This is a genomic window from Aquitalea sp. S1-19 (assembly GCF_024343515.1).
Genome location: NZ_RJTZ01000214.1, coordinates 1 through 2,689 on the forward strand (window position 1 = coordinate 1; position 2,689 = coordinate 2,689).

At 55.8% G+C, this 2,689-nt stretch carries 4 protein-coding genes; all 4 read right to left on the reverse strand.

Annotated elements, in window-relative coordinates:
- Positions 1–23: 23 nt before the first annotated feature.
- Positions 24–752, reverse strand: coding sequence for an amino acid ABC transporter ATP-binding protein (locus tag EGI20_RS17340; RefSeq protein WP_124735602.1), 729 nt, complete (start codon positions 750–752; stop codon positions 24–26).
- Positions 753–757: 5 nt separating this feature from the next.
- A complete protein-coding gene (locus tag EGI20_RS17345; RefSeq protein WP_124735505.1) occupies positions 758–1,423 on the reverse strand; it encodes an amino acid ABC transporter permease in 666 nt (221 codons plus the stop codon).
- On the reverse strand, positions 1,423–2,169 hold the full coding sequence (locus tag EGI20_RS17350) for an amino acid ABC transporter permease (protein WP_124735506.1): 747 nt from the start codon (positions 2,167–2,169) through the stop codon (positions 1,423–1,425). Before EGI20_RS17350 ends, EGI20_RS17345 begins: the two co-directional genes overlap by 1 nt.
- Positions 2,170–2,237: 68 nt before the next feature.
- A partial coding sequence (locus tag EGI20_RS17355; protein ID WP_498632963.1) for a transporter substrate-binding domain-containing protein occupies positions 2,238–2,689 on the reverse strand: 452 nt, incomplete at its 5' end.

Here is a 2,689-nt window from a genome sequence, read left to right on the forward strand (position 1 = left end):
TTTTCAGCAGGACATGACCAGCCTTAGTGTTGCAGGATCTTGGACAGGAACTGCTGGGCGCGCTCGGAACGAGGCGTGCCGAAGAAGTCATCCTTGCTGCAATCCTCGACAATATGACCACGATCCATAAAGATCACGCGATCCGCCACACGGCGGGCAAAGCCCATCTCGTGGGTCACGCACATCATGGTCATGCCTTCTTTTGCCAGTTCGGTCATCACGTCCAGCACTTCGTTGATCATCTCGGGGTCGAGTGCCGAGGTCGGCTCGTCAAACAGCATGCAAATCGGATCCATCGCCAATGCACGGGCAATGGCGACACGCTGCTGCTGACCGCCGGACAACTGGCCGGGATGCTTGTGCGCATGCGCTTTCAAACCTACACGCTCCAGCAACTTGATTCCCTTGGCTTCGGCTTCCTCTTTCGAGCGTCCCAATACCTTGGTCTGGGCAATAGCCAGGTTTTCCACGATGGTCAGATGCGGAAACAATTCAAAGTGCTGGAAGACCATGCCAACCCGGCTGCGCAGCTTGGGCAAATTGGTCTTGGGGTCACCGACCGAAATGCCGTCAACGATGATGTCGCCCTTCTGGAACGGCTCCAGTGCATTCACGCACTTGATCAGCGTGGATTTGCCCGAACCGGACGGGCCGCATACCACCACCACTTCACCTTTGCTTACGCTGGTGCTGCAATCGGTCAGCACCTGAAAATCACCATACCACTTGTTGACGTTATTGATGGAAATCATCGAACTCATACAGCCAACCTCTTTTGCAAATGTTTGACGCCGCGCGAAGCAGCAAAGCTCACCACGAAATAGATCAGACCGGCAAACAGCAGGAACTCGTGCGGCAGACCGAGAATATCACCACGCGAACGGGCACTGCTGAGGAAATCCATCAGGCCGACGGCATAGACCAGCGAAGTGTCCTGAAACAGGATGATGGACTGCTGCAACAGCAATGGCATCATCTTGCGGAAGGCCTGCGGCAGGACCACCAGACGCATGGCCTGACCATAAGTCATACCCAGCGCGTAAGCGGCATTGACCTGGCCTTTGGCAATGGACTGGATGCCGGCACGCACGATCTCGCAATAGTAGGCAGCTTCAAACATCATGAAGGCCACCAGACACGAGGTGAAGGCGCCGACGGCGACAAACTCGCCGGTTATCCAGTTCAGCAGCATAGGTACCGCAAGATAGAACCAGATGATGACCAGCAGCAAAGGCACCGAGCGGAAAATATTGACGTAGGCCTTGGCCAGCCCCGACAGTACCGGGTTGCTGGACAGACGCAGCAGCGCCAGCACCGTGCCTAGCACCACACCGCCCACCACGGCCATCACCATCAGTTTCAAGGTCAGCCACATGCCGTCCATCAAGTCGGGCAGGGCAGGGATAATCTGGGAAAAGTCCATTATTTGCCTCCCTCAACCATCAGGCCGGGAATACGTACACGCTTCTCGACGATGCTCATCACTTTCATAATGCTCATATTCAGCGTGAAGTAGATCAGCGTCGCCAGCGTAAACGCCTCGAAGATATTGGCCGAAAATTCAGCCGTCTGCTTGGCTTGTGCCAGGATCTCCATCAGGCCGATCAGCGAGGCAACCGACGAGTTCTTGAACACGTTCAGAAACTCTGAGGTCAACGGCGGAATCACCACGCGGAAAGCCTGCGGCAGCAGCACATAACGGTAGCTCTGCGCCACGGTAAAGCCCACCGCTTGCGCAGCATTGCTTTGTCCCTTGGGCAGCGCCTGAATACCGGTGCGCACCTGCTCGCACACGCGTGCGGCGGTAAACAAACCCAGACAGATTACCACCGAGATATAAGCGGATACTGCCGGATTCAGGTCCTGCTTGAACCAAATCTGTACCGACTCTGGCAGATAGTCCGGTACGACGAAATACCAGATAAACAGCTGCACCAAGAGCGGTACATTACGGAACAGCTCGACATAGCAGGTGGCGATGCCGGACAACCACTTGTTGGGCAAGGTGCGCATCACACCCAACAGCCCACCCAGCAGCAGCGCAACCAGCCATGCCGCCAGCGCCAAGGCCAGCGTCCAGCCCAGACCCGTGATATACCAGTCGAGGTAAATCTCGTTACCGATTCCGGTGGACTTGAAGAAGATGTTCCAGTCCCAGTTGTAATTCATGAACGACTCCATTAAATAAAGGGGGCCGCTGCCCCCCTTGTATTACCGCATTGCTTGTACGACAGGAATCAGCTTGCCGCCGGCTTATCCGAAGGCTTGGCGATCAATGCCTTAAACTCCGGCGACATTGGGAAACCAAGATTCAGATTCTTCGGCGGAATCGGCCGCATGAACCACTTGTCGTAGATCGCATTGATCTGCCCCGACTTGTAGGTATTCACGATAGCCTTGTCCACCAATGCCTTGAATGGCGCATCACCCTTGCGCATCATGCAGCCGTAAATCTCGCTCGACTGCGGTTTGCCCACTACCACCCACTCTGCCGGATTGCGCGCCTTGGCACGCTCGCCGTAGAGCATGGCATCGTCGGTCATGAAAGCCGCAACCCGACCAGACTCCAGCATCAGGAACGACTCGCCATTATCCTTGGCCGCCACGATATTCATGCCGAGCTTCTGGTTGGCATTCATGATCCGCATCAAACGCTCGCCCGTCGTTCCGGCAGAGACCACCACATTCT